Annotated in this window: 28 protein-coding genes and 1 tRNA gene; 5 read left to right on the forward strand and 24 right to left on the reverse strand. The window is 55.1% G+C overall.

Annotation, left to right across the window (positions count from 1 at the left end; all coding sequences use genetic code 11):
• Positions 1–11: 11 nt before the first annotated feature.
• The 16 genes from hisS to trmJ form a co-directional block, all read right to left on the reverse strand.
• Positions 12–1,301, reverse strand: coding sequence for a histidine--tRNA ligase (hisS, locus tag AACY09_RS09515; protein ID WP_339487498.1), 1,290 nt, complete (start codon positions 1,299–1,301; stop codon positions 12–14).
• Between the two features lie 24 nt (positions 1,302–1,325).
• Positions 1,326–2,438, reverse strand: a complete 1,113-nt coding sequence (gene ispG, locus AACY09_RS09520; RefSeq protein WP_339487499.1) for a flavodoxin-dependent (E)-4-hydroxy-3-methylbut-2-enyl-diphosphate synthase — start codon at positions 2,436–2,438, stop codon at positions 1,326–1,328.
• Positions 2,439–2,441: 3 nt separating this feature from the next.
• The gene (locus tag AACY09_RS09525) at positions 2,442–3,431 is read right to left on the reverse strand and encodes a RodZ family helix-turn-helix domain-containing protein (protein WP_339487500.1); all 990 of its coding nucleotides are present in this window, start codon (positions 3,429–3,431) and stop codon (positions 2,442–2,444) included.
• On the reverse strand, positions 3,431–4,189 hold the full coding sequence (pilW, locus tag AACY09_RS09530) for a type IV pilus biogenesis/stability protein PilW (protein WP_339487501.1): 759 nt from the start codon (positions 4,187–4,189) through the stop codon (positions 3,431–3,433). Before pilW ends, AACY09_RS09525 begins: the two co-directional genes overlap by 1 nt.
• A 12-nt stretch (positions 4,190–4,201) precedes the next feature.
• Positions 4,202–5,350: a 23S rRNA (adenine(2503)-C(2))-methyltransferase RlmN gene (gene rlmN / locus AACY09_RS09535; protein WP_339487503.1), complete on the reverse strand. Its 1,149-nt coding sequence runs from the start codon at positions 5,348–5,350 to the stop codon at positions 4,202–4,204.
• Positions 5,351–5,373: 23 nt separating this feature from the next.
• On the reverse strand, positions 5,374–5,805 hold the full coding sequence (gene ndk, locus AACY09_RS09540) for a nucleoside-diphosphate kinase (RefSeq protein ID WP_087516044.1): 432 nt from the start codon (positions 5,803–5,805) through the stop codon (positions 5,374–5,376).
• Positions 5,806–5,918: 113 nt separating this feature from the next.
• On the reverse strand, positions 5,919–6,119 hold the full coding sequence (gene iscX / locus AACY09_RS09545) for a Fe-S cluster assembly protein IscX (RefSeq protein ID WP_339487504.1): 201 nt from the start codon (positions 6,117–6,119) through the stop codon (positions 5,919–5,921).
• A gap of 11 nt (positions 6,120–6,130) precedes the next feature.
• Positions 6,131–6,469, reverse strand: a complete 339-nt coding sequence (fdx, locus tag AACY09_RS09550; protein ID WP_339487505.1) for an ISC system 2Fe-2S type ferredoxin — start codon at positions 6,467–6,469, stop codon at positions 6,131–6,133.
• A gap of 2 nt (positions 6,470–6,471) precedes the next feature.
• Entirely contained in the window at positions 6,472–8,337 is a 1,866-nt protein-coding gene (gene hscA / locus AACY09_RS09555) for a Fe-S protein assembly chaperone HscA (RefSeq protein ID WP_339487506.1), read from the reverse strand.
• Positions 8,338–8,390: 53 nt separating this feature from the next.
• The gene (gene hscB, locus AACY09_RS09560; protein WP_339487507.1) at positions 8,391–8,912 is read right to left on the reverse strand and encodes a co-chaperone HscB; all 522 of its coding nucleotides are present in this window, start codon (positions 8,910–8,912) and stop codon (positions 8,391–8,393) included.
• Between the two features lie 7 nt (positions 8,913–8,919).
• Positions 8,920–9,243, reverse strand: a complete 324-nt coding sequence (iscA, locus tag AACY09_RS09565) for an iron-sulfur cluster assembly protein IscA (RefSeq protein ID WP_087516039.1) — start codon at positions 9,241–9,243, stop codon at positions 8,920–8,922.
• Positions 9,244–9,255: 12 nt separating this feature from the next.
• Positions 9,256–9,642, reverse strand: a complete 387-nt coding sequence (iscU, locus tag AACY09_RS09570; RefSeq protein WP_010484583.1) for a Fe-S cluster assembly scaffold IscU — start codon at positions 9,640–9,642, stop codon at positions 9,256–9,258.
• A 41-nt stretch (positions 9,643–9,683) separates the two neighbouring features.
• Positions 9,684–10,898: an IscS subfamily cysteine desulfurase gene (locus tag AACY09_RS09575; RefSeq protein WP_339487508.1), complete on the reverse strand. Its 1,215-nt coding sequence runs from the start codon at positions 10,896–10,898 to the stop codon at positions 9,684–9,686.
• Positions 10,899–10,938: 40 nt separating this feature from the next.
• Positions 10,939–11,430 carry a Fe-S cluster assembly transcriptional regulator IscR gene (gene iscR / locus AACY09_RS09580; protein ID WP_339487509.1) on the reverse strand — a complete coding sequence of 164 codons (492 nt, stop codon included), beginning with the start codon at positions 11,428–11,430 and terminating at the stop codon, positions 10,939–10,941.
• A gap of 126 nt (positions 11,431–11,556) precedes the next feature.
• The gene (gene cysE / locus AACY09_RS09585) at positions 11,557–12,348 is read right to left on the reverse strand and encodes a serine O-acetyltransferase (RefSeq protein WP_339487510.1); all 792 of its coding nucleotides are present in this window, start codon (positions 12,346–12,348) and stop codon (positions 11,557–11,559) included.
• Positions 12,341–13,120 (reverse strand): tRNA (cytosine(32)/uridine(32)-2'-O)-methyltransferase TrmJ, encoded by a 780-nt coding sequence (gene trmJ, locus AACY09_RS09590; RefSeq protein ID WP_339487511.1) that lies wholly within the window; start codon positions 13,118–13,120, stop codon positions 12,341–12,343. Before trmJ ends, cysE begins: the two co-directional genes overlap by 8 nt.
• A 144-nt stretch (positions 13,121–13,264) precedes the next feature.
• On the opposite strand from trmJ, the gene suhB reads away from it, so the two are divergent.
• Positions 13,265–14,080, forward strand: coding sequence for a type III secretion system regulator SuhB (gene suhB / locus AACY09_RS09595; protein ID WP_339487512.1), 816 nt, complete (start codon positions 13,265–13,267; stop codon positions 14,078–14,080).
• A gap of 250 nt (positions 14,081–14,330) precedes the next feature.
• Here suhB and AACY09_RS09600 read toward each other — a convergent pair whose 3' ends face one another.
• The 6 genes from AACY09_RS09600 to queA form a co-directional block, all read right to left on the reverse strand.
• The gene (locus AACY09_RS09600) at positions 14,331–14,864 is read right to left on the reverse strand and encodes a glycine zipper 2TM domain-containing protein (RefSeq protein WP_339487513.1); all 534 of its coding nucleotides are present in this window, start codon (positions 14,862–14,864) and stop codon (positions 14,331–14,333) included.
• A gap of 111 nt (positions 14,865–14,975) precedes the next feature.
• On the reverse strand, positions 14,976–15,881 hold the full coding sequence (gene secF, locus AACY09_RS09605; RefSeq protein ID WP_339487514.1) for a protein translocase subunit SecF: 906 nt from the start codon (positions 15,879–15,881) through the stop codon (positions 14,976–14,978).
• A gap of 9 nt (positions 15,882–15,890) precedes the next feature.
• Positions 15,891–17,759, reverse strand: coding sequence for a protein translocase subunit SecD (gene secD, locus AACY09_RS09610; protein WP_339487515.1), 1,869 nt, complete (start codon positions 17,757–17,759; stop codon positions 15,891–15,893).
• Between the two features lie 62 nt (positions 17,760–17,821).
• Positions 17,822–18,157 carry a preprotein translocase subunit YajC gene (gene yajC / locus AACY09_RS09615; RefSeq protein WP_339487516.1) on the reverse strand — a complete coding sequence of 112 codons (336 nt, stop codon included), beginning with the start codon at positions 18,155–18,157 and terminating at the stop codon, positions 17,822–17,824.
• Between the two features lie 39 nt (positions 18,158–18,196).
• Positions 18,197–19,312, reverse strand: a complete 1,116-nt coding sequence (gene tgt / locus AACY09_RS09620) for a tRNA guanosine(34) transglycosylase Tgt (protein WP_339487868.1) — start codon at positions 19,310–19,312, stop codon at positions 18,197–18,199.
• Between the two features lie 14 nt (positions 19,313–19,326).
• Positions 19,327–20,376, reverse strand: coding sequence for a tRNA preQ1(34) S-adenosylmethionine ribosyltransferase-isomerase QueA (gene queA / locus AACY09_RS09625; RefSeq protein ID WP_339487517.1), 1,050 nt, complete (start codon positions 20,374–20,376; stop codon positions 19,327–19,329).
• 111 nt (positions 20,377–20,487) lie between these two features.
• Between queA and AACY09_RS09630 the strand changes: the two genes are divergently transcribed.
• A tRNA-Leu gene (locus AACY09_RS09630) sits at positions 20,488–20,572 on the forward strand.
• Positions 20,573–20,991: 419 nt separating this feature from the next.
• Positions 20,992–22,905, forward strand: coding sequence for a tyrosine-protein phosphatase (locus tag AACY09_RS09635; protein WP_339487518.1), 1,914 nt, complete (start codon positions 20,992–20,994; stop codon positions 22,903–22,905).
• A 126-nt stretch (positions 22,906–23,031) separates the two neighbouring features.
• Here AACY09_RS09635 and AACY09_RS09640 read toward each other — a convergent pair whose 3' ends face one another.
• Together AACY09_RS09640 and AACY09_RS09645 are read right to left on the reverse strand one after the other, a co-directional pair.
• Positions 23,032–23,961 (reverse strand): AraC family transcriptional regulator, encoded by a 930-nt coding sequence (locus AACY09_RS09640; RefSeq protein ID WP_339487519.1) that lies wholly within the window; start codon positions 23,959–23,961, stop codon positions 23,032–23,034.
• A 259-nt stretch (positions 23,962–24,220) separates the two neighbouring features.
• Positions 24,221–24,610 carry a GFA family protein gene (locus AACY09_RS09645; RefSeq protein WP_339487520.1) on the reverse strand — a complete coding sequence of 130 codons (390 nt, stop codon included), beginning with the start codon at positions 24,608–24,610 and terminating at the stop codon, positions 24,221–24,223.
• A gap of 76 nt (positions 24,611–24,686) precedes the next feature.
• Here AACY09_RS09645 and AACY09_RS09650 point away from each other — a divergent pair, with 76 nt between their 5' ends.
• On the forward strand, positions 24,687–25,127 hold the full coding sequence (locus AACY09_RS09650; RefSeq protein WP_339487521.1) for a hypothetical protein: 441 nt from the start codon (positions 24,687–24,689) through the stop codon (positions 25,125–25,127).
• Between the two features lie 111 nt (positions 25,128–25,238).
• Positions 25,239–26,102, forward strand: coding sequence for a sensor domain-containing diguanylate cyclase (locus AACY09_RS09655; protein ID WP_339487522.1), 864 nt, complete (start codon positions 25,239–25,241; stop codon positions 26,100–26,102).
• Positions 26,103–26,266 lie beyond the last annotated feature (164 nt).

The following is a 26,266-nucleotide window of genomic DNA, read 5'->3' on the forward strand; positions in this document are numbered from 1 at the left end:
CGCTAATTCGCTTAAGCCTGTTTGAGGCTGGTTGCCAGATGTCCGGCAAGGACATCCCAAGCAATGCTGTTTTGTTCACCTTGACCACGCAGCGGCTTGCAACCTACCACTTGCTGGCCCAGTTCGTCTTCCCCCAGGACCAGCGCGTATAACGCGCCACTCTTGTCTGCCTTCTTCAGCTGGCTTTTGAAACTGCCAGCACCAGCATTAACTTGCAGACGCAAACCTGGGATTTTGTCACGTAATTGCTCGGCCAGGGGGATCGCTGCGAGTTCAGCGGCCTCACCGAAAGCGCAGAGATAAACATCAACAGTGCGGGCGATCTCGGCCGGTACTTTGTCGAGTGTCTCAATCAGCAGTAACAGGCGTTCGATGCCCATGGCAAAGCCAACGCCAGTGGTCGGCTTACCGCCCATCTGCTCAACCAGACCATCATACCGGCCGCCAGCACAAACTGTACCTTGAGCACCGAGTTTATCGGTGACCCACTCAAATACAGTTTTGCTGTAGTAATCGAGGCCACGAACCAGCTTTGGGTTGATGACATATGAAATGCCAGCCGCGTCCAAACGCGCCTTGAGTCCGGCAAAATGCACCTTAGACTCTTCATCGAGATAGTCTTCAAGCTTCGGCGCATCAACCAGCAAAGCCTGGGTTTCTGGCGATTTGCTATCGAGGATGCGCAACGGATTACTCGACAGACGGCGACGGCTGTCTTCATCCAACTGATCAATGCGTGCCGTCAGGTACTCAACCAGCTCGCCCCGATAAACCGCACGCGCTTCGCTGGTACCAAGGCTATTGAGTTCAAGGGTGACCGCCTCACCAATACCGAGCAGCTTCCACAGCCGCCAAGTGAGCATGATCAGCTCAGCATCGATATCCGGGCCGGGCAGATTGAACACCTCAAGACCGATCTGGTGAAACTGACGATAACGGCCCTTCTGCGGGCGCTCATGGCGAAACATGGGGCCGATGTACCACAGTTTCTGAGTCTGACCACCACCCGCCAAGCCATGTTCGAGCACCGCACGCACGCAGGCAGCCGTGCCTTCAGGGCGCAAGGTCAGCGAGTCGCCGTTACGGTCTTCGAAGGTGTACATCTCTTTTTCGACGATATCGGTGACTTCACCAATCGAGCGTTTGAACAGTTCGGTGAACTCGACAATCGGCATGCGAATCTGGCGATAGCCGTAGCCATCCAGCAAACCTGCAACCGTGGCTTCAAAATAGCGCCACAATGGGGTTTGCTCTGGCAGGATGTCGTTCATGCCACGAATGGCTTGCAGGGGCTTACTCAATTCAATTCCTTAGGCTCAAAGCGCTTAGCTGCGAACAATCACAGCGGCATCTGCTGCGAGCTTTTCAGCGGCTTTCTCACGAATCAATCTTTCCAGATTATCCACAAGGTTTTCGTTATTCAGTTTTTGTGCAGGCTTGCCATCAATGTAAATCAGGTTATTTGGCGAGCCACCGGTCAAACCGATGTGAGCCTCTTTTGCCTCGCCTGGACCATTGACCACACAGCCAATGACCGCGACATCCAGCGGCACCAGCAGATCATCCAAGCGCCCTTCAAGGTCGTTCATGGTTTTGACCACATCAAAGTTCTGCCGTGAACAACTCGGACAGGCAATGAAGTTGATGCCACGCGAACGCAGACGCAATGATTTGAGGATATCAAAACCGACTTTGATTTCTTCAACCGGATCAGCCGCCAACGAGATGCGGATAGTATCGCCAATCCCGTCGGCAAGCAGCATGCCTAAGCCCACGGCTGATTTTACCGTACCCGAGCGCAAACCACCTGCCTCAGTAATACCCAAGTGCAAAGGCTGCTCGATTTGTTTGGCCAGCAAGCGGTATGCCGCTACCGCCATAAACACGTCGGATGCTTTAACACTGACTTTGAAGTCTGGAAAATTCAGTCGATCAAGGTGTTCAACGTGGCGCAATGCCGACTCAACCAATGCTTCCGGGGTCGGTTCACCGTATTTCTTTTGCAGGTCTTTTTCCAGCGAGCCGGCGTTCACGCCGATACGGATCGGGATGCCTTTGTCTCGCGCCGCTTCAACCACCGCACGCACGCGGTCTTCACGCCCGATATTACCCGGGTTGATCCGCAAGCAATCAACACCCAATTCGGCCACACGCAGGGCGATCTGGTAATCGAAGTGAATATCGGCAACCAAGGGTAAATTGACCAATTTCTTGATCTTGCCAAATGCCTCTGCGGCGTCCATATCGGGCACAGACACGCGCACGATATCGGCACCGGCTTCTTCCAGCCGACGGATCTGAGCCACAGTGGCCGCCACGTCATTGGTATCGGTATTGGTCATGCTCTGCACCGAGATAGGCGCGTCTCCACCTACCGGTACTGAGCCAACCCAGATTTTACGCGACAAGCGACGTTTGATCGGTGATTCGCCATGCATGAGTTAAAGCCCCAGTTTCACGCGTGCTGTTTCGCCAGATGTATAGGGAGCGACATCGACAGCCTGACCGTTGTAAGTAACCTGCGCACCGCTGGCAAAACCCAAACGCAGTTGCAAAGGCGCTTTACCGCTGACGTTGAGGCTCTCGCCTGCTTTCTTCAAACCGCTGTAAACCACTTTGCCGTTCGCATCTGTCAATTGCAGCCAGCAGTTAGCGGTGAAGTTGATGCTGACGTTTCCTTCGCCAGCAACTGCCGCAGGCGCAGCCTCTGTAGCGGCAGGTTGCGTTTGAGCCGCAGCAGCAGGTGCCTCAGTTGGCGTCGCTGGAGGCGTGGACTCCGCAATCTCAGGGGCCGCAGCCTCAGTATTGGCGGGATCAAGTGTAGCGTCGTCACTTTCCGGCTCGGGAGACTCGGTAAGTGAGTCGCCAGTGCCAGGCAAATCCAGCTGCGTTTCGTTTTGAGCCGCAATCACGGCCTGATCTTCTGGCTCATCCAAAGCATGAATCTGAGTTGAGCCATCGGCGCCCTCAACTTCAACGTGTTCAATGCCAGCCATCGAGGCTTCGTCAGATTGACGCTTAGCTTGCTCTTGCCACCAGAAGAAACCTACGGTCCCCAAAACCACCAGCATGGCAAAGCTGACAAAACGTAAAACTTTCTGCGAGTAGTTAACCGGCTCTTCGATGCGCCCCAGGCTCTGAACATTGCTGGCCGCTACGCTGCTGCCGGTAAATTGATCGAATTCTTTAACAATCTCGGCCTGATCAACACCCAGCAATTTTGCATAGGTGCGCAAGTAACCCCGGGCAAATGTCGTGCCCGGCAGTTTATCGAACTCGCCCGCTTCAATCTGACCGAGACGTTCGGGGGTAAGGTTGAGCTGTGCCGCAGCTTCAGCAATCGACCAGCTCTTGGCCTCTCGCGCTAGACGCAGAGTTTCACCGGGATTGATGCGATTTGCTGCTATAGCTTCAGGTGGCGCCGATTTCATCATTGCTCCGACAGGTATTGCTTATATTCCGGCGTACCAGGATACAAACGTTTTAATTGCAGACCGAGGCTTGCTGACTTGTCACGGTCGTCAAATATCTTGGCAAGACGCGCACCCAGTAACAGGCTCGCAGCGTTTTGCTCACTAATCAGACTAAAGCTATCGTAGTAGCGCCTTGCCGACACATAATCCAACTCTTTATACGAAATCTCAGCCATCTCCAGCAGCGCACGAGGTTGGCGACTATTCAAACGCAGGGTGCGCTCGAAGTAGCTTTTGGCCTGCGCTGGCTGGTTAAGCGCTAAAGCGGTGACCCCAAGGTTCTCGAAGACCCTTGAACGCTCTTGATAGAGGTTATCTTGCGCGGCTTTCTTGTACTGTTCCAGTGCTTCGTCATATCGCTTCTGTTCATACAGAAAGCTGCCGTAGTTATTTAGCAGCCGTGCGTCGGTAGGACGCTCAGAGATGGCTTTGCGGTAATGTTCATCTGCCAGCTTTGGCTCCATCTCGAGCTGAAACACCAGCGCCAACGCGGCATGGGCATCGGCACTGGAGGAGTCAAGCTCAAGGGCCTTCTTCAGTGGCACCTTGGCGCGCTCACTGGCGCCCTGCTGAATGTAACCAAGCCCCAATTGAATGTAGGCATCACGAGCCTCTTCACGACCCTTCTCGGTTCTCATCGGATCAACATCACCGGTTGTAACACAGCCAGCAAGCAGGCTGATGAGCAACAAGAACAGCGCGGGGCGCAGGGTCATGAATTTCCTCTCTTAGTTTCGGTTAGCGGTGGAACGTGGCGACTCTGCCTCGCTGCTCAATTCACGCACGGCGATATAACGCTCACTGCGACGAGTACGGTCCATTACTTGACCCACTAACTGGCCACAAGCAGCATCAATGTCCTCACCGCGCGTTGTACGCACAGTGACATTGTGCCCTGCTTTGTGCAGCAGGTCTTGGAATCGACGTATCGCATTGTTGCTCGGCCGCTCATATCCGGAAAAAGGAAAGGGATTAAACGGGATCAGGTTGATCTTGCATGGCACATCTTGAAGCAGCGCGATCATTTCTTCAGCGTGCTCAGTCTTATCGTTCACATCTTTAAGCAAGGTGTACTCGATCGTCAGCACCCGCTTCTCACCCAAACGCGATACATAACGCTTGCACGCGGCGAGTAGCATTTCCAGCGGGTACTTCTTGTTGATCGGAACCAAGGTGTTGCGCAGCGCATCGTTGGGTGCGTGCAACGACAGCGCGAGGGATACGTCGATCACCTCGCCCAGCTTGTCGATCATTGGCACCACGCCCGAGGTGGACAACGTCACCTTCCGCTTGGAGATGCCATAACCAAGGTCGTCCATCATGATTTTCATCGAGGCGACGACATTGTCGAAATTCAGTAACGGCTCACCCATGCCCATCATCACCACGTTGGTGACGGCGCGATCAATTTTCGCGGGCTGAGTGCCGAATGATTTATTAGCAATCCATACCTGACCGATGATTTCAGCGGCAGTAAGATCGCTGTTGAAGCCTTGTTTACCGGTGGAGCAGAAACTGCAATCCAGCGCACAGCCGGCTTGCGACGATACACACAAGGTGCCACGCGAACCCTGCGGGATATACACGGTTTCAACACAGCTACCCGACGCCACACGAACCACCCACTTACGGGTGCCATCGGTGGAAATATCTTCAGTGACCACTTCTGGCCCGCGAATTTCAGCACAGGTCTTGAGCTTTTCGCGCAAGACCTTGCTGACGTTACTCATGGCGTCGAAATCATCGATACCAAAGTGGTGAATCCACTTCATTATCTGACCGGCACGGAAACGCTTCTCCCCGATACTGTCGAAGAATTGTTCCATTTCCTGCTGGGTCAGACCCAGAAGATTAGTTTTACCGGTCGCAATAGTCATGGTTTCACCTTCACTCGGTTCGCTTAGCGAATGCGAGCACACACCTCGGTAGAAGCGAAGAAATAAGCGATTTCGCGAGCAGCCGACGCTTCGGAATCCGAACCGTGCACAGCGTTTTCGTCGATAGAAACAGCGAAATCAGCACGAATAGTGCCGGCAGCAGCTTCTTTAGGGTTAGTTGCGCCCATCAGTTCACGGTTTTTCAGGATGGCGCCTTCGCCTTCCAGAACCTGAACGATAACTGGACCAGAAGTCATAAATGCAACCAGATCCTTGAAGAAGCCACGCTCGCTGTGCTCAGCGTAGAAACCGCCAGCTTCGCGCTCGGACAACTGAACCATTTTCGATGCAACAACGCGCAGACCGGCTTTTTCAAAGCGGGTAACGATCTCGCCAACGACGTTTTTAGCTACTGCGTCAGGTTTGATAATAGAGAAAGTACGTTCAACAGCCATGTGAAACTCCAAAAACAAGGATTAAAGCGAAAAATTAAACCCGCGAATTATACGCGGGTTCTTGGGAAATGCGTAGGGCTCGCGCCTGAAGGCGCGCTGCCTTGGGTCACAGATCAATCGGCTTCTTCGATCCAGGCCGCTTGAATGGCTTCAAGCACCTTCTCGCCGCCACGTTGACTGTCATCCGAAAATTCCGGCAGTTCGATGACCCAACGGTGCAGATCGACGAAGTTAACGTAGCGCGGATCAACATCAGGCTTGCTGTCTGCCAACTGAATGGCAATTTCCAGCACATCAGACCATTTAATGCTCATCGTGACGCTCCTTAATGGCCTTCGGAAACCTGATTGATGGTGTATTTCGGGATTTCAATGACCATGTCTTCTTCACCCACCACCACTTGGCACGACAGGCGCGAATTAGGCTCTAAACCCCAGGCTTTGTCGAGCATGTCATCTTCCAGTTCGTCGGAAGCCTCAAGGGAATCAAATCCCTCACGAACCACAACATGGCAAGTGGTGCAGGCACATGATTTCTCGCAGGCATGCTCAATGTGGATGCCGTTGCGCAGCGCAGCATTCAACACAGTTTCACCAGGCTGAGCCTCAAAAACCGCACCCTCTGGGCAATGCTCGGCGTGCGGCAGGAAAATCAACTGGGTCATGCTTATTCCTCAATCTCATTAAGACTACGGCCCGCCAAGGCGGCTTTGACCGTTGAATCCAAGCGGCGCGCGGCAAATGCATCGGTCACTTGGGTCAATCGTTTAGTTTGCTGCTCAAGGGCTAAGCCGTCGGTGCCATTCATCAGCTCACGCAAAAGCTCAACCTGTGCATCGATGGCTATCCGCTCTTCGCTATCCAACAAGCGCTCACCATCAACAGCGAGCGCTGCCTCAACCGCTTCCAGCAAACGCTGGGCATCAACTTGCTGCTCGCGCAGGACGCGCGCCTGCTTGTCTCCACTCGCATTGCTGAATGAGTCTTGAAGCATTTTCGCCACTTGATCATCGGTCAAACCGTAAGACGGCTTCACCTGAATGCTTGCTTCAACCCCAGAGCCCAGTTCACGCGCGGCAACACTGAGCAGGCCGTCCGCGTCCACCTGGAAGGTCACGCGAATTTTTGCAGCGCCCGCCACCATCGGTGGAATGCCGCGCAATTCAAAGCGTGCCAGTGAGCGGCAGTCGCTGATCAATTCACGCTCGCCTTGCAGCACGTGAACCATCATCGCGCTCTGGCCATCTTTATAGGTAGTGAAGTCCTGGGCACGCGCCACAGGAATCGTGGTGTTGCGCGGGATGACTTTTTCCATCAGGCCGCCCATGGTCTCCAGCCCCAAGGACAGTGGAATCACATCCAGCAACAGCAGTTCTTCGCCGTCTTCCCGCTTATTGCCAGCCAAGGTGTCAGCTTGAATCGCCGCACCGATGGCAACTACCTGATCCGGATCGATATCCGTCAGCGGTTGACGCCCAAACATGTCAGCAACCGCCTGACGGACACGCGGCACCCGCGTGGAACCGCCAACCATCACCACGGCGCCGACTTCTTCCAACTCAATACCCGAATCACGCACAGCACGGCGACAGGCCTTGAGGCTGCGCGCCACCATGGGTTCGATCAGCGATTCAAACAGCTCGCGGGTCAGTTCACCGCGCCACTGCTGGTAGACCACTTCAACCGATTCACTGCTGGTCAGCGCTTCTTTAGCGGCGCACGCCGCTTCAAGCAAGCTGCGCTGAGCACTTGGATCGATATCCGCCGACAAACCGGCTTGCTCGATAATCCAACTGGCAATTGCGTGATCAAAATCATCGCCGCCCAGCGCACTGTCGCCGCCGGTAGCCATGACCTCGAATACACCACTGGTCAGGCGCAGTATCGAAATATCGAAGGTACCGCCCCCAAGGTCATAAATCGCCACAATGCCTTCAGCCTTCTGATCAAGGCCATACGCCACAGCCGCAGCAGTCGGCTCGTTGAGCAATCGCAGCACATTCAAACCGGCAAGGCGTGCGGCATCTTTGGTCGCTTGACGCTGGGCATCATCAAAGTACGCCGGCACGGTAATAACCGCCCCAACAAGCTCACCACCGAGCGTCAACTCGGCGCGCTCGCGCAACACTTTAAGAATTTCAGCAGACACTTCGACTGGGCTTTTCGCACCCTGCACGGTTTCAATTGAAGGCATCTGCGACTCGCCGCCGACAAAGCGATAAGGCAATTGATCGCCCAATTGCTTGACGTCAGCCAGGCCGCGCCCCATCAGACGCTTAACCGAGACAATGGTATTGAGCGGGTCACTTGAAGCAGACGCCTTGGCCCCCTCACCCACTTCAACATGGTCGGCGTGATAGCGCACAGCTGACGGCAGGATGACCTGGCCGGTAGCATCAGCTAATGACTCGGAAATACCACTGCGCAGTGCAGCAACGAGGGAATTGGTGGTACCCAGGTCGATCCCCACTGCCAGCCGACGCTGGTGTGGCTGGGGGCTCTGTCCGGGCTCAGCGATCTGCAGTAAGGCCATGGTTTATATGTGCTTATCTGTATATCAGGCGCACCCGGTCAGGTGCGCGAGCGTTAATCGTCGAGGCGCTCTTCCAACTGGCGAACCTCGTGGGAAAGCTTGTCGAGAAACTGCATGCGACGCATCAGGCGCTCGGCCTCATCACGTCGGGCAGGGTCATCCCAACAAACCGCAAAGCTTTCGTTCAGCTCATCTGAGGCAATTTTCAGCTGACGCTTGAAGTGCAGCACGCCGGCAACATCGGCGGCGTCCTGCAGGTCTTCCAGCTCTTCACGCAACTGAATCTGCTGCATCAGGAAGTCGGGGTCATGCACGGTTACTTCCAGCGGCAGCTCTGGGCCACTCAATGCCAGCAAGTAACGGGCACGCTGCGGCGCATTTTTCAGCGTCTGATACGCCTCATTAAGGCTCGCAGACTTCTCCAGTGCAACACGCTGCTCACGCGCCTCGGCATCGGCAAAGCGATCCGGATGCACCGCACGCGCCAACTCACGATAGCGCGTAGCCAGCTGATCAAGGTCCAACCGAAAGCTCGGCTGCAGGTCAAATAAAGCGAAGTGACAAGGAGTACCCACAATAGCCTCAGATGTTGAAGCTTTCGCCGCAGCCACATTCACCGCGCACGTTAGGGTTATTGAACTTGAAACCTTCGTTCAGACCTTCCTTGACGAAATCCAGCTCAGTGCCGTCAAGGTAGACTAGGCTTTTAGGGTCAATGATTACTTTGACCCCATGACTCTCAAAGACTTGGTCTTCGCCCGCCGTTTCATCGACAAACTCCAGCACATAAGCCAAACCTGAGCAGCCAGTCGTGCGAACAGCCAAACGAATGCCCTCACCTTTACCGCGCCCATCAAGGGAGCGCTGTACGTGCCGGGCGGCGGCTTCGGTCATGCTGATAGCCATCGACAAACCTCCTTAGAGCAAACCTTTCTTCTGCTTGTAGTCACGCACGGCAGCCTTGATGGCGTCCTCGGCGAGTACTGAGCAGTGAATTTTAACCGGCGGCAACGCCAGCTCTTCAGCGAGCTGAGTGTTTTTAATCGTCTCAGCTTCATCCAGCGTCTTACCCTTCATCCACTCAGTGGCAAGGGAGCTGGAAGCGATAGCTGAACCGCAACCGTAGGTTTTGAACTTGGCGTCTTCAATCACGCCTTCGCCGTTAACCTTGATCTGCAGGCGCATTACGTCGCCGCACGCTGGAGCACCCACCATGCCGGTGCCAACATCAGGGTCCTGCGCATCCATCTTGCCGACGTTGCGCGGGTTTTCGTAGTGGTCAATGACCTTTTCGCTGTAAGCCATGCTCTTAATCCTCAATCATCAGGCGCCGCTCATCGGCAGCTTTAGTGTGCCGCCCATTCAACCTGGGACAGATCGACACCTTCTTTGAACATATCCCACAGTGGCGACAGTTCACGCAGTTTGGTCACTGCATCGCGAACTTTCGCTGCTGCGTAATCAATTTCTTCTTCGGTGCTGAAACGGCCGAAGGTGAAACGAATCGAGCTGTGTGCCAGTTCATCGTTGCGGCCCAGGGCGCGCAGAACGTATGAAGGCTCAAGCGATGCTGACGTACAGGCAGAGCCCGACGAAACAGCCAGATCTTTAAGCGCCATAATCAGCGACTCGCCCTCAACATAGTTGAAGCTGAGGTTGAGGTTGTGCGGTACACGGGCAATCATGCTGCCGTTGATGTACAGCTCTTCCATATCCTCAAGGTGCGAGTAGAAACGATCGCGCAATGCCAACAGACGCTTGTTTTCGGCGACCATTTCTTCTTTGGCAATACGAAAGGCTTCACCCATGCCGACGCACTGATGCGTTGCCAAGGTACCGGAACGCATACCGCGCTCATGCCCGCCACCGTGGGTCTGAGCTTCCAGACGAATACGTGGCTTGCGGCGTACATAAAGCGCGCCAACACCTTTAGGGCCGTAGGTCTTGTGTGCCGAGAAGGACATAAGATCAACCTTGAGGTTCTCAAGGTCGATTTCAACCTTGCCGGTCGACTGCGCCGCATCAACGTGGAAGATAACCCCACGCGAACGGGTCAGTTCACCGATAGCCGCAATGTCGTTGACCGTGCCAATTTCGTTGTTCACGTGCATGATCGACACCAGAATAGTGTCTTCACGCAGCGCGGCTTCAACCATGGCCGGGGTGATCAAACCATCTTCGCCTGGCTCGATATAAGTGACCTCGAAACCTTCGCGCTCAAGTTGGCGCATGGTGTCGAGAACCGCTTTGTGCTCGATCTTCGAAGTAACAAGGTGCTTGCCCTTGCTCTTATAGAAGTCAGCAATGCCTTTGATGGCCAAGTTATCGGACTCGGTTGCACCGGAGGTCCAAACGATTTCACGCGGGTCCGCGCCAACCAACTCAGCAACCTGACGACGCGCGTTCTCAACTGCCTCTTCAGCTTTCCAGCCAAAGAAGTGGGAGCGCGAAGCTGGGTTACCGAAGTTACCGTCAGCTGTCAGGCACTCAACCATTTTCTGCGCAACACGCGGGTCAACTGGCGTGGTTGCGGAATAATCGAGGTAAATAGGCAATTTCATTGATTCTCTCCTATCAGGAATCAGGCTTTGCAGGCTGGACTCAGTCGACGGCGGATGCTTGGATTTTATCTAAGTGCGGCACTTTACCGTTGCAGCGACGCTGGTCCTGGCGATGAGCAACTTCTTGAACTTCGCGACGTGTAACCAGATCCGCCAAGCTGATACCACTGAGAAACGTGTGGATCTGCTGGCTCAGGTCACACCACAGGTGATGCGTCAGACAGGTGTCACCTGCATGACAGTCGCCCTGCCCCTGGCAGCGCGTTGCATCAACTGACTCATTCACCGCATCAATCACTTCTGCAACTTGGATACCGGCCATTTCACGCGCCAACTGGTAGCCACCGCCCGGCCCGCGAACACTGGAGACCAGACTTCCGCGACGCAACTTGGCGAATAGTTGCTCTAAGTAGGAAAGGGAAATTCCCTGACGCTCAGAAATATCAGCAAGGGACACGGGACCATTCTGCGCATGCAACGCCAAGTCAAGCATGGCGGTGACGGCATAGCGGCCTTTGGTTGTCAGTCTCATCGAAGAGGTACCGGGGATTACAATATGCTGCAAATTATGCAATTCCCGAGTATTTAAGTCAACTATAAGACCTATTAATTTACTCGGGATTAGCGCTTGCGAGGGGCGCAAAGCATAGCAAACTAACTATGCCTGCGCATCCGGTGCGGGCTTGTCGCTCTGCTCTTTGCAGACACCGATGAAGTCTTCATCGCGCAGCACTGGCAGATCCTTCGCGCAGTAATCGCTTCCCAGCGAGGTCAGCGCCTGGCACATGCCCTCAAGCCGACCATCGACCGCCTGCAAGTGATCAAGCAGCTGACCAATCGCCCGCGAGACTGGATCCGGCATATCCTGACTCACGCCATAAGCATCAAACCCGAGCTTCTCAGCCATGGCCTGGCGCTTAGCCTCTTGATCGCTGTCGTCTTTGACAATGATTCGACCCGGAATCCCTACAGCAGTCGCACCCGCTGGCACGGCCTTAGTGACCACCGCATTGGAGCCAATCTTGGCGCCTGCACCCACGGTAAAGGGACCGAGAACCTTGGCGCCAGCACCGACAACCACACCATCTTCCAAGGTCGGGTGACGTTTGCCTTTATTCCAGCTGGTGCCACCAAGCGTCACACCTTGATAAAGCGTGACGTCATTACCAATCTCAGCGGTTTCACCAATGACGATGCCCATGCCGTGATCAATAAAGAAACGACGACCGATTTTCGCACCCGGATGAATTTCAATGCCGGTCAACCAGCGACCAAAGTTTGAAACCACCCGCGCCAGCCATTTCCAGCCATTCGCCCACAAGGCATGCGCCACACGATGCAACCAAACAGCGTGCAGGCCGGGGTAACAGGTGACAACCTCAAAGGTATTACGCGCCGCTGGGTCGCGATGAAATACGCTTCGAATGTCTTCCCGGATGAGCTCAAACATCTGACTTCCCCTGCTTGTGGTGTTCGCCGCGCGCCGCCTTGAGCGTCTCGGTCAAAATGCCGCGTAAAATATTCATCTCCGCCCGACTGATGTTATTGCGACCATATAAACGCCGCAACCGACTCATCAAATGACGCGGATTTTCCGGATCCAGAAAACCGATTTCCTCCAACGCCTTCTGCAGATGGGCATAGAACGACTCCAGCTCATCAGCCGTGACCATCTGCGTATTGAGCATTGCGGTGGTTTCCAGCTTGGCGACTTTGGTCGGCTGATTTTGCGCAGCCAGCCACGCCATACGCACCTCATAGGCCAGCACCTGCACCGCCGCCGCCAGATTCAGCGAGCTGAATTCAGGGTCAGACGGAATGTGCACATGGAACTGGCAGCGCTGCAGCTCTTCATTGGTCAGGCCGGCGTACTCACGACCAAACACCAATGCCACATCAGCGCCTTCCAGCGCCTGCTCACACGCCGCCACGCCGCACTCACGGGGATCCAGCAGAGGCCAAGGGATACGCCGGTCACGGGCACTGGTGCCAAGCACAAGGTTGCAACCCACCAGCGCCTCCTCAAGAGTGCCGACAATTTGCGCCGCCTGAAGAATATCGCTGGCACCAGATGCTCGCGCATCCGCTTCATGGCTCGGGAAATCAACCGGATCGACCAGCACCAGCCGGCTCAACCCCATGTTTTTCATTGCCCGCGCCGCGCCACCGATGTTACCGGGATGACTGGTGTTGACTAAGACCACTCGAATATTTTGCAGCAACGAAAGCGCTCACATTGAATGCACAAAGGAGCAAATCTTACAGAACCCACCTTGATTACGCCACGCAAGGCTAAGCGGCACTTCATATATGTAACTTTTCTGATAGAATATTCGGCTTTCTTTAACGACCCAGGTGACCCATCCATGCAGCCTATGCTGAATATCGCGCTGCGCGCAGCCCGTAGCGCCGGTGAAATGATCTTCCGCTCTATTGAACGCCTGGACGTCATCTCGGTAGACGAGAAAGATGCCAACGATTATGTGACCGAGATTGACCGCTCCGCCGAACAGCTGATTATCCAGGCGCTGCGCAAAGCCTACCCAACACACGGTTTTTACGGCGAAGAAAGTGGCTTGACCGAAGGCAGTGGCGACGGCGCTGACTACCTGTGGATTATCGACCCACTAGACGGCACCACCAACTTCATCCGCGGCGTACCGCACTTCGCAGTGAGCCTGGCATGCAAATACCGTGGTCGCCTTGAGCACGCCGTGATCATCGACCCGGTTCGCCAGGAAGAATTCACCGCCAGCCGTGGCCGTGGCGCTGCCCTAAATGGTCGTCGCCTGCGTGTAAGCAACCGCAAGAGCCTCGACGGCGCCCTTCTCGGAACTGGCTTCCCGTTCCGTGAAAGCCAACTCGACAACCTGGAAAATTACCTGGGCATGTTCCGCAGCCTGGTCGGTCAAACTGCCGGCGTACGCCGGGCAGGCGCTGCCAGCCTCGACTTGGCCTATGTAGCAGCCGGTCGCTTTGATGCATTCTGGGAGTTTGGCCTGTCCGAGTGGGACATGGCTGCAGGCGCACTGCTGATTCAAGAAGCAGGCGGCTTGGTCAGCGACTTCACCGGTGGCCACGACTTCCTGGCCAAAGGCCAAATCGTTGCAGGCAACACCAAGTGCTTCAAAGCCGTCCTGACTGCGATTCAGCCTCACCTTTCAGCATCCCTGAAGCGTTAAGCTCTATTGCAGCGAAAAAGCGCCTTCGGGCGCTTTTTTATTGCCCGCCGTATCTTGCGAGCCTATAGCCCTCAAGGATTGGTGATTCTTTTATCCCCACCCATTCTCCACGCAGATCAAAGCTATTTGCCTACCTGCGCTGGCCTCGCTTCGCGCCGCGTGACCATAGCTAGTCACATATCCCGCTATTCGCATTCATCAGGCGCCCACAAAAAAGCGCCCAATCAGGGCGCTCCTTTGACTGGCTGGATTACTGCGCTTCGGAGAGCTGCAGCTTGCCGTCCTTAACCGGAATACGACTACCTGGATCTTCAGCCATACGCACCTGGCTGACCTTGCCATCCAACTCGTACTTAACGTTGTAACCGACCACTTCCTCGTGGGTATCGTTAACCGTCTTGCAGCGATTTTCAGTGGTGGTGTAGGTATCATTGGCCTGCATATTGCCTTGCACCTTGTTACCCGCGTATCCACCGCCAATAGCACCTGCTGCAGTCGCAATTTTCTTACCGTTACCACCACCCACCTGATTACCCAGCAAACCACCGACTACAGCGCCGATAGCCGTGCCGGCAATCTTGTGTTGATCCTGTACCGGACGCTGACGCGTCACGGTCACATCACGGCATTCCTGACGTGGCGTTTTAATGGTTTTGTTAATGGGTTCTACGGCCACCACATCAGCGTAGTCCGGGCCACCGACCAAGCTGTAAGTCGCCACAGCACCGCCAGCAGTTACGCCCACCGCACCTAATACCGCACCTACAAGCAAAGACTTATTCATAACTGACTCCTGACCTTTTATCTGGCGAATCTCGCCTTTTCCTGATCATCAGACAGCAAAAAGCCCCCAGAAGTTCAACTTATGGGGGCTTTGCATGACTGCGACGCGACGTTATGGGCGCTCGTCGACTTCCTCGGCAACCACCGGCGGAATAAGGTCATCCACCGTCAGATTCAGCCAGATCAACACCACGTTGGCTATGTAAACCGAAGAATACGTACCGGCAAACACACCAATGAACAGCGCGATCGAGAAGGAGAACAGATTGTCGCCCGCGAAAATCAACAATGCGCCAATGGCTAACAAGGTCGAGATCGACGTGGCCAAGGTACGCAGCAAGGTTTGCGTGGTCGAGATATTGATGTTTTCAATCAAGGTCGCCTTGCGCAGCAACCGGAAGTTCTCACGCACCCGGTCAAACACAACGATGGTGTCGTTGAGTGAGTAACCGATGATCGCCAGAATGGCAGCCAGCGTGGTCAGGTCGAAGGTCACCTGGAAAAACGACAGGATACCCAGCGTCACGATCACGTCATGGATCAGCGAGACGATAGCGCCGACTGCGAACTTCCACTGGAAGCGGAAGGCCAGATACAACAGCACCCCACCCAGCGCCAGCAACATGCCAATACCGCCCTGGTCACGCAGTTCTTCACCCACTTGCGGGCCAACGAACTCAACCTTCTTAACCTGCAGCTGATCACCCGTGGCGCGTAATGCACCTGCGACCTTGTTACCCAGGTCCGAGTCATCACCTTGCATGCGCACCACGACGTCAGTCGTTGCACCAAAGCTCTGCACCACTGCATCGGTAAAACCGGCAGCTTGAAGCTTCTCACGCACCTGCTCCAAAACAGCAGGCTGCTCGTAGCTTAGTTCGATCTGGGTACCGCCGGTGAAGTCCAAACCGAAGTTCAGCCCCTTGAGCGCCCAGCTGCCCAACGCCAATAGCGTCAGGAAAACAGTCACAGCAAACGCGAGATTCCGCGCACCCATGAAGTTGATTGTACGATTCATGTCAGCCCCTTAAATCCACAACTTCTTGAAGTCACGCCCGCCGAATATCAGGTTGACCATAGCGCGGGTCACCCAGATGGCAGTGAACATAGACGTCAGGATGCCAAGCGACAGTGTCACCGCGAAGCCTTTAACCGGCCCGGTGCCCATTGCGAACAGGATGCCACCAACCAGCAACGTGGTCAGGTTGGCATCGATGATCGCTGAGGTTGCACGGTCGAAACCTTCATGAATAGCCCGCGGAATCGACATGCCATTGGCGATCTCTTCACGAATACGCGAGAAGATCAGCACGTTGGCGTCAACCGCCATACCCATGGTCAATACGATACCGGCGATACCTGGCAAGGTCAGCGTTGCACTGAGCAACGACATCAATGCCAGCAGCAGGATCATGTTGAAGCCCAGCGCGATGGTCGCCAGCACACCAAAGAAGCGATAGATGGCGATGATAAACAGTGACACAAACAGCATGCCCCACAGCGCTGCATCTACACCCTTAGCGATGTTGTCGGCACCCAAGCTAGGACCGATGGTACGCTCTTCAGCGAAGTACATCGGCGCAGCCAGACCACCGGCGCGCAATAGCAAGGCCAGCTCAGAGGACTCGCCTTGACCATTCAGGCCGGTAATCCGGAACTGACTGCCCAACGGCGACTGAATAGTTGCCAGGCTGATGATCTTCTTTTCTTCGGCAAAGCTCGGTACAGCCACGTCTTGCTCAACACCATCGACGGTCTTGCGCACGAACTTGGTGATTGGCTTTTGCTCGATGAAGATTACCGCCATGCTGCGCCCGACGTTGCTGCGCGTGGCGCGACTCATCAGATCACCGCCGTGGTTATCCAGACGGATATTCACTTGTGGACGGCCGTTTTCATCGAAGCTGGCCTGAGCGTCAGTCACCTGGTCGCCGGTAATGATCAGCTCACGCTCAAGATCAACAGGTGGACGACCCGGCTCTCGGAACTCAAAAGCTTCAGTCGAAGCTTTTGCAGCATCCGGGGCTGCTTCAAGACGGAACTCAAGGTTAGCGGTCTTACCCAGAATACGCTTAGCTTCAGCCGTGTCCTGGACACCCGGTAGCTCAACCACGATGCGGTTGGCGCCCTGACGCTGAACCAAAGGCTCCGCCACACCCAACTCGTTCACCCGGTTACGCACGGTGGTCAAGTTTTGCTTGATCGAGTATTCGCGAATCTCGGCAACCTTGGCCTTGGTCAGGGTCAAACGCAGCACTTGCATGCCGCTACGCTCAGCGGTAGTCAGCTCAAAGTCAGTGAAATCTTTGCGCACCAAGCTGCTGGCTTTATCCAGCGTGTCTTCATCGGCGAAGCCCAGCTGAATTGCGCCATCCTGCTCTGGCATGCTGCGATAACGTACACGCTCTTTACGCAGCAAAGTTTTCACTTCACCTTCGTAAACCTTGCGGCGTGCATCCAGGGCTTTTTCCATGTCCACTTCAAGCAAGAAGTGGACACCACCGGAAAGGTCGAGACCCAGCTTCATCGGCGTTGCACCAACGCTACGCAGCCAGTCTGGAGTGGTTTGCGCAAGGTTCAACGCCACCACGAAATCTTCACCGAGCGCTTTACGCACGATGTCTTTAGCTGGAAGTTGATCTTCCTGCTTACTCAAGCGCAGCAAGCCTGCCTTGCCTTGATCAGAGACGCTAAGGCCCTTGACCGCAATACCCGCTTCTTTAAGCGCACGGTCTGCGCGATCAAGATCAGACTGCTCAATGCGCTTGGCGGTGCTGTTGCCACTGATCTGAATCGCCGGGTCATCCGGGTACAGATTAGGTGCAGAATAAAGAAAGCCGACGGCCAATACGGCCACAATCAGCAGGTACTTCCAAACTGGAAATTTATTGAGCATGACGCCGCCCGTTGTAACGCGGGGCGCATTTAGCGCCCCGTCGAATGGTAATGGTTTGCAACTTAGATGGCTTTCAGAGTGCCTTTAGGCAAGGTCGCTGCAATTGCTACCTTCTGAATTTTCAACTCAACAGTATCCGATACTTCAATGACCACAAAGTCATCACTGACTTTGTTGACCTTGCCAGCGATACCGCCAGTTGTTACCACCTCATCACCCTTCTGCAGGTTGCCGAGCAGACTCTTGTGCTCTTTGGCACGCTTAGACTGTGGGCGCCAGATCATCAGGTAGAAGATGACCAGAAAGCCGACCAGAAATACCCATTCAAAACCGCTACCAGCTGGACCAGCCGCAGGTGCAGCGGCGTCTGCGAATGCCGCAGGGATAAAAAAGCTCATGTATCACTCCTGTTGAAATAGTTTTTAACAAACTCATTTTTAATCCAGCGGCGGTGTTGGCAAACCACGCTGGGTGTAGAAGCTATCGACAAAGGCGGCCAATGTACCCTGTTGGATAGCACCGCGCAAACCAGCCATGAGGCGCTGGTAGTGACGTAAGTTGTGGATTGTATTGAGCATACTGCCCAGCATTTCTCCGCACTTGTCTAAATGGTGCAGATACGCCCGAGAAAAATTCTGACAGGTGTAGCAATCGCAGTTGGCATCAAGCGGTGAATTGTCGTGACGATGCACCGCATTACGGATCTTCAATACGCCCGTATCGATGAACAGATGGCCATTGCGCGCGTTACGTGTCGGCATCACACAATCGAACATATCCACGCCACGGCGCACACCTTCGACCAAATCCTCTGGCTTGCCTACACCCATGAGGTAACGCGGTTTTTCAGCCGGCATCATTTCGGGCAGGTAGTCGAGCACCTTGATCATTTCTTCTTTCGGCTCACCCACCGAAAGCCCGCCAATGGCCAAGCCATCGAAATCGAGCTCATTCAAGCCTTCGAGCGAGCGCTGGCGCAATTCTTTATGCATGCCGCCCTGAACGATGCCAAACAGCGCGGCAGTGTTGTCGCCGTGGGCCGCTTTGGAACGCTTGGCCCAGCGCAACGACAGTTCCATTGAGGTCTTGGCCACATCGAACTCGGCCGGGTATGGCGTGCATTCGTCAAATATCATCACTACATCAGAACCCAGATCGCGCTGCACTTGCATCGACTCTTCCGGACCCATGAATACTTTTGCGCCATCAACCGGAGAAGCGAAGGTCACGCCCTCCTCCTTGATTTTGCGCATGGCACCCAGGCTAAACACCTGGAAACCGCCGGAATCGGTAAGGATCGGCCCTTTCCACTGCATAAAGTCATGCAGGTCGCCGTGCTCCTTGATCACCGTGGTACCCGGCCGCAGCCACAGGTGGAAGGTGTTGCCCAGAATCATCTGCGCACCAATCGCCTCGATGTCACGCGGCAACATGCCCTTCACCGTGCCGTATGTACCGACCGGCATGAATGCAGGTGTTTCGACAACGCCACGCGGAAAGGTCAGACGTCCACGACGCGCTTTGCCATCGGTCGCCAATAACTCAAAAGACATACGGCAATTACGCGTCATACGTGATCCTCAGGCCCGCGCGCCGCGGGATTACGGGTGATGAACATGGCATCACCATAACTAAAAAAGCGGTAACCTTCGGCGACAGCACTTTGATAAGCCGCCATGGTTTCCGGGTAACCTGCAAACGCCGACACCAGCATCAGCAAGGTCGACTCAGGCAGGTGAAAATTGGTGACCAAGGCATCGACCACATGAAATGGCCGGCCAGGGTAAATAAAAATATCCGTGTCGCCACTAAAGGGCTTGAGCTCGCCATCCCGCGCTGCCGTCTCCAGCGAACGCACGCTGGTGGTGCCCACCGCAATCACCCGACCTCCGCGCGCCCGGCAGGCTGCTACGGCATCAACCACATCCTGACCGACTTCCAGCCACTCGCTGTGCATGTGGTGCTCTTCGATGCGCTCAACGCGCACCGGCTGAAAGGTACCCGCGCCGACATGCAGGGTGACAAACGCAGACTCAACGCCCTTTTCGGCGATTGCCGTCATCAATTCTTGATCGAAATGCAAACCCGCCGTTGGCGCTGCCACAGCACCTGCACGCTGCGCGTAAACCGTCTGATAGCGCTCGCGATCGGCTTCTTCATCCGGGCGATCAATATAAGGCGGCAACGGCATATGGCCGACGCGCTCAAGCAGCGGCAACACTTCTTCAGCAAAGCGCAGTTCGAACAAGGCATCGTGACGGGCAACCATCTGCGCCTCGCCCCCGCCCTCAAGCAGGATCATCGAGCCCGGCTTTGGCGATTTACTTGAGCGCACATGTGCCAGCACCCGATGCGTATCGAGCACACGCTCAACCAGCACTTCAAGTTTGCCCCCCGACGCCTTCTGGCCAAACAAGCGCGCAGGGATTACCCGCGTGTTGTTAAACACCATCAAGTCGCCCGGACGCAGAAACTCAAGCAAGTCGCTGAACTGGCGATGGCCCAATGCACCGCTCGGCCCATCGACAGTCAGCAGGCGACTCGCGCGCCGCTCGGTCAATGGATGACGAGCAATCAGGGTTTCAGGTAGATCAAAATGAAAATCGGCAACACGCATGACAAGAAGGGTCATCTAGCAGGGCGGCAAAGTTTAGCGGAAAATATTTAAAATGACCACGAAAGAGCATTGACCAACTCGAAACTCGTCCCTATACTTCGCCGCCATTGTGCCCCGGTGGCGGAACCGGTAGACGCGGCGGATTCAAAATCCGTTTTCGAAAGAAGTGGGAGTTCGAGTCTCCCCCGGGGCACCACAAACTCGAAGAAAGGCCTTGATTATCAAGGCCTTTTTTATGCCCGAAAAAAAGTGGCGTCACTGCGCCTCGTCGCCATTGCATTGTTAATAACCCTGCGAGAGATAGCTGCAAGGCCCTTTTCAATCAAACTTTTTCCAGGGTCATTGCCAATCACTCGAGCGCTCCAAGTTCTTCTGCTGCTTTCGGCCGAGGTGCCTCAAACAATTGCCTAAATTTGTACTCATTTCTATCTGGATAGCGTGCTTCTGATCGCCATCCGGCGAGCTTTTTCGGGCTGATTTTTAGCAAAAAAGGACAAATTGCGAAGGCAGTGGACAGATTGCGCGAGCATTTTGCTTTGCACCTGTTTTGTCATAATTCTTAATCCTTGATTTCACATAGTAGCCAGCCTAATTCGTGCTCAATGAGGCTACTACGTGTTTCACCGCATCCTGTTTTCTCTATCACTTCTTGGTTTGTCCATTTCTGCTGCGCAGGCCGCAGAAACCAACGCGCTTAACACCCCGCGCTTAACCAATGCAGATAATTTCCGTGATCTAGCCGGCACCCAAACGGCCTATACCACGTCCCACAACGGGACACTTCGCAGCGGGGTGCTCTACCGTTCCAATGCGTTGACGGTGACGCCTGGAGATCTGGCTACGCTCAACACGCTGAACATCAGTAATGTCTTTGACCTGCGCACACCCGACGAGATTGCCACTGCGCCGGATATCCTGCCAACAGGCGCCGCATACACCAATATCAACGTCGCCGGCACAGCCTACGCGGACTTCAGCCTCACCACCGCAGCCGCCAGCATTGCCTTGATGGAAGGCGGTGAACGTGCCTTCGTCACTGACCCCGGCATACGCTCTGAATTTGGCTTGCTGATGCGTGAACTGGCCAGCAGTGAAAACGCTGCCCTGTTTCACTGCACCGCTGGCAAAGACCGCACAGGTTGGACCGCAGCCATTCTGCAGACGCTGGCGGGCGTCGATCAGGCAACCGTAATGGCGGACTATTTAGCAACCAACACCTACACCGCCGAGCGCGTCGCGGCCACCTACGCCCAACTCAACGCCTTGTCGCCAGAAATGGCCGCGGCCTACCAACCACTGCTCGGGGTACAGGCGAGTTTCTTGCAGGCCGGGCTCGATCAGGTCGTGGCCAGTTACGGCAGCATGGACAACTACCTCAAGCAGGGCCTAGGCCTGGATCAAGAAACCATCTATGTGCTGCGTGGCAAACTGGTCCGTTATTCGATTCTCCCCGGCCAGCAAGACCTGAGCGGCAACGACGCCGCAGGTGCGGGGCTCTTGAATGCCCTGCAGGACTCCAGTCTTTCAGGCACCTACAGCGCCTACAACTACTACCTGCAAAGCGCTATTGATGCGGGTTCCCTCGGTGGCCTGCAATCGCAAGTGGGTGGCCAGGTACATGCAGACGCTGGTGCCTACTTGCTCCGCCAGTCTGCGCAAATCGATGATGCGCTCAGCCCCTATGCAGTTGGCAGCAATCTGAAAACCGGCGAATCCTCACTCTGGATCACCGCCTTGGCCGGTTACCTCGGGACCGATAGCTCCAGCAAGGCTGCCAGCAGCAACGAACACAGCGCAGGCTCAATGGTTGGCGGCGTCCACCGCCTCAATGAGCGCACCAGCGCTAATGTTGCCTTCGGCTACAACAAAGGCACCGTGCGCAGCGCTGACGCAGAAGCTAAATCCGATTCGACCTTCCTAAGCGCTGGCGGCCGATATGCCTTCGACAGCCTTGAAAGCGGTGCCTATCTGGCTTTGCAAGTTGAAGCGGGTTATATCGACTACAGCAGCAAGCGCGACCTCAACGCTAATCTGGGAACGGCACGTGGTGACACTCACGGTAGCTTCTATGGCGCCAAAGGGAGCTTAGGTTACCGCCTGAGCCGCGGCCCGCTGAGCATCGAGCCTGAAATCGGCCTGCGCACCAGCCAGCTGAACCTCGACGGATTCCAAGAAAAAGGCAGTGAGTTGGCGCTGAATGTCGACCATATCGACCAGACCCTGAACAGCTTGGTAAGTGGCGTGAAACTCGGTTTTGAATCACGTACAGCAGCAGACTGGCTGATAACACCAGGGCTTTCCGTGGGTTATGAACATATGTTCAATGACCCGTCTGTTACCAGTAGCGCAACCGTTCTAGGGCTGGGCATTGATCAAGTATCGGCCTTCAGCTCCCGCGATCTGTTCAACGCCGGGATGAATATCAGCGCGGTGCATCATGCGCTGACCCTGGGCGCCGATGTTAATCTATTAAACGGTGGCGAAAGCAGCGGTCTGGCCGGGCAACTAAGTGCGAGCATCGCCTTCTAGGCGAACCGCAACCTCCAGTCAGTCAGACCCAGCCCTTTTATGCGCGGGCTGGGTCCAGGAACTTCAAGCGCCTGCCCGCATCTCAAGATCGCCTCTTTGATCTGCACCGAGCAACTGGGCCCTGTATCAACGCCGCGAGCCCTTTTTCACCTCAAGCGGACTGACCCCGAACGCGCTTTTGAAATAGTGACTAAACCTCCCCACATTGGTGAAGCCCAAGCGCAAGGCGACTTCAGAAATCGAATACGAAGGATCCTGGCGCAAGGCGTTGCGTGCCCACTCCAAGCGTACTTGTCGTTGGTAGGTCACAATTGAGCTGCCGACAAAACGACGAAACCCTTCCTGCAATGCGCGCAAGCTGACATTAGTCAATTGCGCCAGCTCTGCACCGCTCACTAAAATATCCGGATGGGCCTGAATGTAGTCAATTGCCAGCTTCACATGACGCGGGGCTATGAGCGGCGTGCGATGTTGAAGTGCCTGGGTGTAATTGTGCGGCCATGATTCCAGCACCGCATCCACTAGCATTTCCTGTAAACGCGCAGGCATCAATGCACTGGAATTAATCAACTGGTCGGACTCAGCGCCAGTGAAAAACCCCAGCAGCGCGCTGATGCTCTTGAGCGCCGCATTGTTCAAATCCACCTGCGGGGCGAATTTAACTCTGCTCATGATCGGCTTGCCCAACAGGATTGAAAGCCGTGCAGCAAACAAGTCATGGCGAATAGAAAAGCCGTATTGCTCATGATCATCAATAAAACTCACTGAGTTCAGGTCTACCTTATCGACTGCAATCCCCACCTGCAGCCCACCGGCGATTCCCGACCCTTGATTGAAGATGATCCTGCCCGCGAGGGGAATCACAAAGGTGATTTCGTCCGCAAAATGTGGGAGAGCGAGCGTAAAGTTGCCCCCATAGCGCATGCGCCGAAAACTTACACCCTCGTAGCGACCATATACACCGGCGATGTGGGTCGTCTTGTCCAGCGAGGGTAGGTTTGAATAAAGATTGCCAAACATTCTCGAAAATACGTCTCCAAATTCTTCGGAGACCATTTGATCCGACCTGATTATTATTTGCTTACGCGCGGAACCGACGATCATCTTATGCAGCAACCTTATTGTTGCGTCCGTCGCGGATAAAGTGGCAGCACTGCAACGGACATGTTTATCCAGGCCCAAGCCGTAGACGTATGCGCGAGCACGTTGCCAGCCAAAGATGACAATTTAGTTACAAGCAAAAGACATCACCAGATGGCTGCATGACGCGCCGCTGTTACAGGTCTGCAGCCGTGATTTAGACGAATCCGGGTATTTACTCAAAACGCCCCTCCCCGTCACGATCACGCAGGTAGCGGCGCACAAGGGGAAATGGCGGCAGCCAAGACTCGCGGCGCAGCATCCACAACTCATAGGTGGGCCGCAGTTGATCGGGCTCATCCAGCGATCCCAGGTTAAGTTCTACCTCGTCATCGCTGCGGGAAAATACTGCTGAGCCGCAACGAGGACAGAAATATCGCCCGGCGTAGTCACCCGTTTCACCGCTGATGGTCACAGCGTCCTCAGGGAATATGGCCGACGCATGAAACAGAGCACCATGGTGCTTGCGACAATCCATACAATGGCAAATCCCGACGCGGTAAGGCTGCCCCACCGCCACCACGCGAACATTGCCGCACAGGCAACCCGCATTGAACGACTCCACACGCACCTCCTCTATATTCTTTACATGGGTTCTATACCAATAGAGCACTAATCATCGTCCCGAAGGAGAACAGCTCATGCTCAAGACAGCGTTAGCACTAAGCGTAGGCGTTCTGCTCAGCGGATGCGTGCACCACACCGACAGCGCGGCACCTGCGCCACCTTCATCTCCCACCGCACCTGTGTCATCGGCAGCGATTGAGCAATATCAGGCCAAGCATGAGCTCACAGATCAATGGGTCGGCCGATGGATAGGCGTGGAAGGCTTGAACCTGACGGTAAGCCAAGATGAGTCCGCAGGCCCAGGCCATTACCTACTGAAGATGCAATATGGCCTCGATGCAGATCAAAGCGGCACATTCAAAGGTGAATCGACTGCAGATGGCATCGCCTTCGAGCGCGACGACGGCAAGCAATTGCTACGCCCAGGCGATGGCGAAGCAACGGGCTTAAAGTGGCTGATGGACAAGCAGAATTGCTTGATTGTGAAGCCAGGTGAAGGCTATTGCCGAGACTGACTGCTCGCCGCCCAAGCAGGGAATAAGCGACTCTCAGGACTCGGGCAGGAACTTTGATGCCGGTCACATTCAGGCTATGATCACGGGATATAAAGCGGACCTCCCTGAATTATGCCCGTCGACCTGCAAGCACTCTATCCAAAACTGATCAATCTGATGCTCGACACAGTCTTCGTGGTCGACAAAGACAATCAGATTGTATTTGTCAGTGATGCCTGTGAGGCTCTGCTTGGCTACCGTGCCAGTGAGCTGACCGGCACCTTGATCACCAATTATATGCACCCTGACGACCTTGCGATTACTCATGCTTCTATCACCCGCGTGATGAATGGTCAGTCGCATATTGATTTCCGCAACCGCTATGTGCGCAAGGATGGGGCTGTCGTCCATATCCTCTGGGCAGCCTTTTGGTCCGAGGAAGTGGGAGCACGGATCGGGGTAGCGCGCAATGTGACAGCGCTGTGGCAGGCCGAGGCAGAATTACAATTCCTAGCCCACCATGATTCGCTGACCGAACTGGCTAACCGGTCGCTGTTCAATGAACGGCTAGACTCCGCCCTGCGAGCAGCGCACCGCCGTCAAAACACCGTGGCCTTGCTATTTGTGGATATCAATGACTTCAAGGGCATCAATGATGTCCATGGCCATTCAGCGGGCGACCGCGTGCTTTATAACATTGCCCGGCGCTTGGAAGGCTGCGTACGTGAGACGGATACCGTGGCGCGCATCGGCGGTGATGAATTCACGGTGCTGTTAACCGACATCCAGTCGCAGGACGCCGTTTCGGCAAAGGTTGAGCAGATCCTGGCCGTCATGGCCGAGCCATTGGGCGCTGAATTTGGCGAGATCAAGATGCCGTCCTGCAGCATCGGTGTCGCCTGTTACCCCGCAGACGGTGATGATGCCGATACCCTGCTCAGCCATGCAGATAGCGATATGTACCGGATCAAAAGGCAGCGCTCAGTCGGTCGCTGATGCTTCGGCAAAGCACAGTAGCTTTGCCGATTCTTCCCACCCTCTACGCCTGAGCGACTTCCACCCTGTTGCGTCCAGCAGACTTGCCTTGATAAAGCGTCTGCGCTCCATTTCGCGGCTAAACGCTGCTAAAAGCCGCCATCCTCTCGCCAATCTCAAAACAT

The organism is Pseudomonas sp. EL_65y_Pfl2_R95, from assembly GCF_963971045.1.
Classification (GTDB): domain Bacteria; phylum Pseudomonadota; class Gammaproteobacteria; order Pseudomonadales; family Pseudomonadaceae; genus Aquipseudomonas.

What these genes read in the sequence shown, in the direction of transcription:
- AACY09_RS09600 (WP_339487513.1), bottom strand. Translation starts at nt 14,864, where the DNA reads ATGAATAAGTCTTTGCTTGTAGGTGCGGTATTAGGTGCGGTGGGCGTA.
- AACY09_RS09650 (WP_339487521.1), top strand. Translation starts at nt 24,687, where the DNA reads ATGCTCAAGACAGCGTTAGCACTAAGCGTAGGCGTTCTGCTCAGCGGA.
- cysE (WP_339487510.1), bottom strand. Translation starts at nt 12,348, where the DNA reads ATGTTTGAGCTCATCCGGGAAGACATTCGAAGCGTATTTCATCGCGAC.
- yajC (WP_339487516.1), bottom strand. Translation starts at nt 18,157, where the DNA reads ATGAGCTTTTTTATCCCTGCGGCATTCGCAGACGCCGCTGCACCTGCG.
- AACY09_RS09655 (WP_339487522.1), top strand. Translation starts at nt 25,239, where the DNA reads ATGCCCGTCGACCTGCAAGCACTCTATCCAAAACTGATCAATCTGATG.
- hscA (WP_339487506.1), bottom strand. Translation starts at nt 8,337, where the DNA reads ATGGCCTTACTGCAGATCGCTGAGCCCGGACAGAGCCCCCAGCCACAC.
- iscR (WP_339487509.1), bottom strand. Translation starts at nt 11,430, where the DNA reads ATGAGACTGACAACCAAAGGCCGCTATGCCGTCACCGCCATGCTTGAC.
- secD (WP_339487515.1), bottom strand. Translation starts at nt 17,759, where the DNA reads ATGCTCAATAAATTTCCAGTTTGGAAGTACCTGCTGATTGTGGCCGTA.
- AACY09_RS09575 (WP_339487508.1), bottom strand. Translation starts at nt 10,898, where the DNA reads ATGAAATTGCCTATTTACCTCGATTATTCCGCAACCACGCCAGTTGAC.
- queA (WP_339487517.1), bottom strand. Translation starts at nt 20,376, where the DNA reads ATGCGTGTTGCCGATTTTCATTTTGATCTACCTGAAACCCTGATTGCT.
- iscU (WP_010484583.1), bottom strand. Translation starts at nt 9,642, where the DNA reads ATGGCTTACAGCGAAAAGGTCATTGACCACTACGAAAACCCGCGCAAC.
- secF (WP_339487514.1), bottom strand. Translation starts at nt 15,881, where the DNA reads ATGAATCGTACAATCAACTTCATGGGTGCGCGGAATCTCGCGTTTGCT.
- AACY09_RS09640 (WP_339487519.1), bottom strand. Translation starts at nt 23,961, where the DNA reads ATGGTCTCCGAAGAATTTGGAGACGTATTTTCGAGAATGTTTGGCAAT.
- ispG (WP_339487499.1), bottom strand. Translation starts at nt 2,438, where the DNA reads ATGCATGGCGAATCACCGATCAAACGTCGCTTGTCGCGTAAAATCTGG.
- rlmN (WP_339487503.1), bottom strand. Translation starts at nt 5,350, where the DNA reads ATGACTATTGCGACCGGTAAAACTAATCTTCTGGGTCTGACCCAGCAG.
- ndk (WP_087516044.1), bottom strand. Translation starts at nt 5,805, where the DNA reads ATGGCTGTTGAACGTACTTTCTCTATTATCAAACCTGACGCAGTAGCT.
- fdx (WP_339487505.1), bottom strand. Translation starts at nt 6,469, where the DNA reads ATGACCCAGTTGATTTTCCTGCCGCACGCCGAGCATTGCCCAGAGGGT.
- iscX (WP_339487504.1), bottom strand. Translation starts at nt 6,119, where the DNA reads ATGAGCATTAAATGGTCTGATGTGCTGGAAATTGCCATTCAGTTGGCA.
- suhB (WP_339487512.1), top strand. Translation starts at nt 13,265, where the DNA reads ATGCAGCCTATGCTGAATATCGCGCTGCGCGCAGCCCGTAGCGCCGGT.
- tgt (WP_339487868.1), bottom strand. Translation starts at nt 19,312, where the DNA reads ATGTCTTTTGAGTTATTGGCGACCGATGGCAAAGCGCGTCGTGGACGT.
- pilW (WP_339487501.1), bottom strand. Translation starts at nt 4,189, where the DNA reads ATGACCCTGCGCCCCGCGCTGTTCTTGTTGCTCATCAGCCTGCTTGCT.
- iscA (WP_087516039.1), bottom strand. Translation starts at nt 9,243, where the DNA reads ATGGCTATCAGCATGACCGAAGCCGCCGCCCGGCACGTACAGCGCTCC.
- AACY09_RS09525 (WP_339487500.1), bottom strand. Translation starts at nt 3,431, where the DNA reads ATGAAATCGGCGCCACCTGAAGCTATAGCAGCAAATCGCATCAATCCC.